Origin of the sequence: Spartinivicinus poritis (genome assembly GCF_028858535.1) — a bacterium.
Lineage (GTDB): Bacteria > Pseudomonadota > Gammaproteobacteria > Pseudomonadales > Zooshikellaceae > Spartinivicinus > Spartinivicinus poritis.
In genome coordinates this window covers 41,301-47,300 of sequence record NZ_JAPMOU010000042.1, presented here as the reverse complement: position 1 = coordinate 47,300, position 6,000 = coordinate 41,301, and the positions used below count along the sequence as shown (strand labels likewise).

Below are 6,000 nucleotides of genomic sequence, written 5' to 3'. Positions count from 1 at the left end.
TGAGCTTCAAATAACCCTGGTAAACTAACTGCTTTTGGATACTCAGCAGCTGTCTTATTATAATCCATTAATAACCGTTGCTGCTCCGCTGCACTGAGCATCGGTAAACTAAAAACATTTTGTTCTGGGTTGGCTAATAGACTTATTAATAATTGATTAAAGCTGGCTGCCATTCGCTCAATGGTCGACGCTTCAAATAAATCCGTGCAATATTCCCAGTCAATAACAAGTTGGCCTTCCTCTTCATCAACATTTAAGGATAAGTCAAACTTTGCCGTATGAGCCGTTATTGGCATTTCAGAAAATGTTAAACCAGATAAATCAAGTTGTGCCTCTTGATTATTTTGTACAGCCAACATTATTTGAAATAATGGCTGATAACTTAAATCACGACTGGGATTTAACGCTTCAACTACCTTTTCAAAGGGTGTTTGTTGATGCCGAAAGGCGCCTAATGCAACGCTTTTACAACCTTCCAGCAACTGAATAAATGAAGCCTGCTCATCAATATTAATACGCAATACCAGCATATTAACAAAAAAGCCTATTAGCTCAGCGACTTCTTGTTGATCACGGTTTGCCGTTGTTGTACCAATCACAACATCTGTTTCGCCACTATAGCGAGCAATTAATACGGTTAAAACCGTATATATGCCCATAAAAAGTGTTGCATCTTGCTGACGGCATAAACGTTTAAATTGATCGGTGGTGTATTTATCAATTTTTGTCTGATAAACAGCACCTGCGTAAGACTGCTCAGATGGTCTTGGCTTATCAAGTGGCAAACTATGTAAATTTGGAATATCTAATAGCTGACGTTTCCAGTAATTCAGCTGACCATCTAGGTTAACACCGGATAAATACTTACGCTGCCAAATAGCATAATCCGAATACTGGATGGGTAACTCTGGTAAAGGGCTAAGTTGATTTTTAATAAATGCCTGATAAAGCAAGTTTAATTCATTAACTAATACGCCTATTGACCAGCCATCAGCAGCAATATGATGAACAACTAATAGTAAAACAGACGTATTTTCAGCTAATGTCCATAAATGTGCACGCAATAACGTATCTGCTGACAGATCAAATGAAGCAGCAGCTGCTTCTTCAACAAGTGCTTTTACGTTTTTGTTATTTATTTTTTCATTAGGTAAATGATTTACCTCTAAAGAAAAGTTGTCACATGATTTTTTTATTTTCTGAAAAGCTTGTTCAGTCGTACCATAAAAAACAGTACGCAATGACTGATGACGGTCAATAATTGTCTTTAATGCTTTTTCTAATGCCTTTTCATTGACATCACCTATTAACTTGAGTGCCACAGGAATATTGTAATGGCTGCTACTACCTTCTAGCTGATCCAGCAACCACAACCGTTGCTGAGAGAATGAAACAGGGATTTCATTCTCACTTTTTGTCGTCGGCAATATTTGAGTATGCGCTTTACGCTGCTGTTTTTTCTGTGCTAGTAGTTTCTCAACTAAAGCTCGCTTTTCAGGTGATAAGCCTTCTAACTTACGCTGTAATTGAGCATCAACTGATACACTTTTACTACCCTTGTCCATCCGTGTACCCCTTATAGTTCTTTGTCTTCAAGTAGTTGTGCTAACTCATCGATTTCCAGGTCTTCAACCTGATCCAAAATCTCATTTAGCAGTTCGTCATCTTCAGTTTTAAGTTGCTGGTCAACGAGGGCACTTAAGTGACTGATGGTGGGTTGCTCAAAAACAGAGCTAATGGCTAAGTCAACACTGAAAGTCGATTTAACCACTGCATTGAGCCGCATAATAAGTAGCGAATTGCCTCCAACATCAAAGAAGTTAGTTGTGGTACTTATTGGCTCATTAATACCCAACAACTGTTGCCACAGTTCGGCTATTATTTCCTCCGTTTCATTAGCAGGTGCAACATACTTTTCTTGGTGTATATAAACAGGATCAGGCAGTGCTTTACGATCTATTTTGCCATTGGCTGTTAGTGGGAAAGATGCTAGCAACACCAACGCATCAGGTTTCATATAGCGAGGTAAATGAGCTTTTATATAAGTTTCCAGCTGAGCATTGGTCGCATCGTTTTGATCTTGAGTCACCAAATAAGCAATGATTTGTTTATTACTAGCACCATCTATTTCAAGGTTTTTAATCACTACCAAGGCATTAATCACTTGCTCATGACTTAGCAGGCAATTTTCTATTTCACCTAGTTCGATACGATAACCCCGAATTTTCACCTGATTATCCACACGACCTACAAACACCAAAGTGCCATCAGATTGCCAACGAACTAAATCACCTGTCTTATATAGCTGTTGATTCGGTTCATTGCTAAATAAGTTAAATGGATTATCAATAAAGCGCTCTTCCGTCAGCTCAGGTCGATTGAAATACCCTTTAGCAACACCATCACCCCCTGCGTACAACTCACCTACAACACCAACAGGAACCGGTCTTTGCTGTGAGTCCAAAACATATACCTGAGTATTTGAAATCGGCCGCCCAATTGGAATTGGTTGAGTGGCAGGCCAGTTTCTTGGAATTTCAAAACAGCAGGTAAAGGTGACATTTTCAGTTGGCCCATAGCCATTAACTACTGTCACACCAGGCTGTTGTTGATAAAACTGCGAAACCGAGCGGGGGTTAACCACATCCCCCCCTGTAAAGAGATATTTTAAGCCAGGCAAAGGCACATCATTAGCGGCAACAAACTGATCAAATAGCCCAGAAGTCAGCCATAAAATATTCACCTGATACTGGTTAATCACATCCGCCAACTGTAGTGCATCAACCATTGCTTCGGGATAAAGCACTAATTGACCACCGTTAAGCAGTGGTCCCCACATTTCCAACGTGGCTGCATCAAATGTCACGGATGCACACTGCAACATCACTGTTTCCGCTGATAAGGGCAGACTTTGATTATTCATCACCAGTCGTGCCACACCTTGCTGGGTAACCTGAACACCTTTAGGTAATCCAGTGGAGCCAGAGGTATACATGACATAAGCCAGCTGATCTGCCGGGGATTGCTCAAGTTCAAGCACAGGCGTAGTGGTAGCTTGTCCTGCAACCGCTGCCATAATATGAGGGTTATCAAGGCAAATAACTTGCCCTTCATAAGTTGGTAGCTGTGCCGTCAGGTGTTGCTGGGTAAGTACTAATGACAGCTGGGTATCACTTAGCATATGAGCAATTCGCTCTGCTGGATAATCAGGGTCCAGCGGCACATAGGCTGCACCGGCTTTTACAATAGCCAGTAGCGCAACCACAGATTCTACAGATCGTTCTACACATAACCCGATTAACTGCCCAAGCTGAACACCTTGGCTAACCAGATAGTTAGCCAGCTGGTTAGCCTGTTGATCAAGCACTTGATAGCTAAGCTGCTGCTCTCTATACACCAGCGCAATACGGCTTGGTGACTGGCTTACCGCCAAAGCAAACAGCTCAGCTAAATTAAGCTGCCTTGGGTATTCCCTACGGGTTTGATTCCAGTCATGTAATTGCTGTTGCTCCTGTTGAGTCAGCAATGAAAGCGCTGCCAAAGGCTGGTTAATATTTTCTACCATCGCTTTCAACAGCTGTTCAAAGTGTTCAGCTACCTGCTTAATGCTGGACGTTGCTACCTGCTGAGGCTGATAAAGCCATTTAACCTCAATAATTTCATCAGGCATTACCGTTAGCGTAATGGGGTAACTGGTTTGCTCTTCGCCAATCGACTCAATCAGCTTTGGTTGATGCGGCGTTTGCTCATCTTGTGCAAGTGCTTTTTCGACAGGGTAGTTTTCCACAACCACCAAAGTGTTGAATAAAGCCTCTCCAGAACTGAGGTCACTCCACTGCTGAATATCGGTTAGTGCACTATGACAAAAACGATCGTGATCCTTTTGTGACAGGTGAATAGCTTGCAGCCATACTTTGACAGGCTGAGAGAGATCATCGACAACAACTCTGACTGGCAGACTATTAATGAACAGCCCCATCATTCGTTCAACACCAGGCAACTGGATGTTACGCCCAGAACGGGTGCAGCCAAATACCACATCCTGATCACCGCTATACCAGCTCATCAGCAACGCCCAAGCACCTTGAACAACAGTGCTCAATGTCACTTGTGCCTGTTTGGCTAATTGTACCAGTTGCTCACTTAACTGCTGACTCAACAGGCAACTGAGCTCAGCACCTTCAGCTGTGACACTGCCTGCAGGCTGTTCAGTTATCAGATCAAGCTGAGTGGGTGCCGCAAACTCAGCTAAATAATCCTGCCAGTAGGCCTTTGCCTCATCTTGAGTCTGACTGGATAACCAGCTTATATAGTGCCGATATGGAACAGCCGCCGGAAGTACAGCATCTTCACCAGCAGTTAGTGCTAAGTAATGGCTAAGCACCTCCTCAAACACCATCGGTAAACACCAGCCATCAAGGAGCGCATGATGGTTAGTCCAGATAAACCGACAACGATTATCAGACTCCTGCACCAAGACAAAGCGCATTAATGGTGGGTGATCAACGGTAAAGGGTGTAGTCCGCTCCAGTTTAAGTAGTTCGCCCAGTTGCTGTGCTTGTTGCTCTGCCGTTGCTTGCCGCCAATCAAGCACTTGCCAGGGTAAATCAACCTGCTGATGCACCACTTGTAACAGCTCGCCATCGTTTATCTCGGTAAACCCTGTACGCAAGATATCATGGCGTGCTACCAACCGTTCCCAAGCCTGTTTAAACCGTTGTTTATTGAGGCCTTCAAACACTAGCTGCTGTTGGCACATATACATCCCAGATGCAGACTCCAGACTGCTGTGCATCAGTAGCCCTTGCTGCATTGGCGTACTGGGATAGATATCAACAAACTCAGGGTAAGTACTGTCAAGCAAACCTATTTGTTCAGCACTCAAATTAACCAGGGCAAAGTCTGATGGCGTATGCCCACCCTTGCGGTTAAGACAGTGGCTGATGAGTTTGGTTAAGCAAACCAGATAATAGTTGGCCAGGCTTTGTGGTAAGTCAGCTGGCAATTCTCGCGGGTCAAAGCCAAAGCTAAACTCAAGTTCATCGTTAACGACGATGCCTGTTATTTCTAAGCGATGCTCCCTGACCCGGCGAGCACTCACCTCTCGTCCCAGGTGATTAAACGGGCTGGCATCTGCCTGCTCGTCAGTGTCAGCAGTGAATTGACCCAGGTAGTTAAACACGATTTCAGATGAAACATGTGCTTTAACAATTTCAGGGTCGTGTGCAAGGTAACGCAACAAACCAAAACCAATGCCTTTATTTGGTACTGCCCTTAGCTGCTCTTTAACACCCTGAATCAGCATGCCCCAACTATGGTTTAAGTCTTTGACAGAAGGCTCCTTGGTTAATACCACTGGATAGAGGCTGGTAAACCAACCCACGGTCTGACTAAGATCAATATTCTTAGTTAAACCAGGTAGATCAACTTCCCTGCCATGCCCTTCCAGATCAATACGAATCGACTTATCGCCATCCCAAATGGTCAATGCCTCCAGCAATGCCGTCAGCAGCAAGTCATTAATCTGGGTGTGATAGCACTGGTTAGCTTCACCTAACAGTTGTTTAGTAAGGGAGCTATCCAGTTTAACCATTACAGTCTGGCGGTTTTGCTCCAACGATTCTTCAGGAAGGTGTTGATGCAGAGGCAATGGCTTAACTGGTGTATTAAGCACTTTCAGCCAATAATCCCGCTCATCAGCCAATACTCCTGACTCACTGTAGTCATGAAGCAACTGTCCCCACTGTTGATAACTATGGGTTTTATCTAGCAGCTGAATGGGTTGCTGTTGAAGCCACCTTTCCAGCCCTTGCTCCCAGTCTTGAATCAGAATTCGCCAGGATACTCCGTCCACAATCAAGTGGTGCATCACCCAAAGCAGCTGATCTGGCAGCCCTTCCGGCAACTGACACCAAACCCAACGACACAGTGTGCCTTCTTGCCCCAGGCTTAAGCTCGCTTGGGCTTTTTCTGCCAAAGCAGCTATATGGTCTGGCAGCA

2 protein-coding genes (1 of these 2 cut by a window edge) are annotated in these 6,000 nt (G+C 44.1%); both read right to left on the bottom strand.

From position 1 onward, the window contains the following. The coding region (locus tag ORQ98_RS22610) for a condensation domain-containing protein (protein ID WP_274691082.1) at positions 1–1,565 on the bottom strand (1,565 nt) is incomplete at its 3' end. Positions 1,566–1,576: 11 nt separating this feature from the next. Continuing rightward, positions 1,577–6,000 carry the end of a non-ribosomal peptide synthase/polyketide synthase gene (locus ORQ98_RS22605; protein ID WP_274691081.1) on the bottom strand. Its footprint extends 24,280 nt past the window's final position, so only the last 4,424 of its 28,704 coding nucleotides appear in the window; the start codon falls outside the window, past its right edge; it ends in the stop codon at positions 1,577–1,579.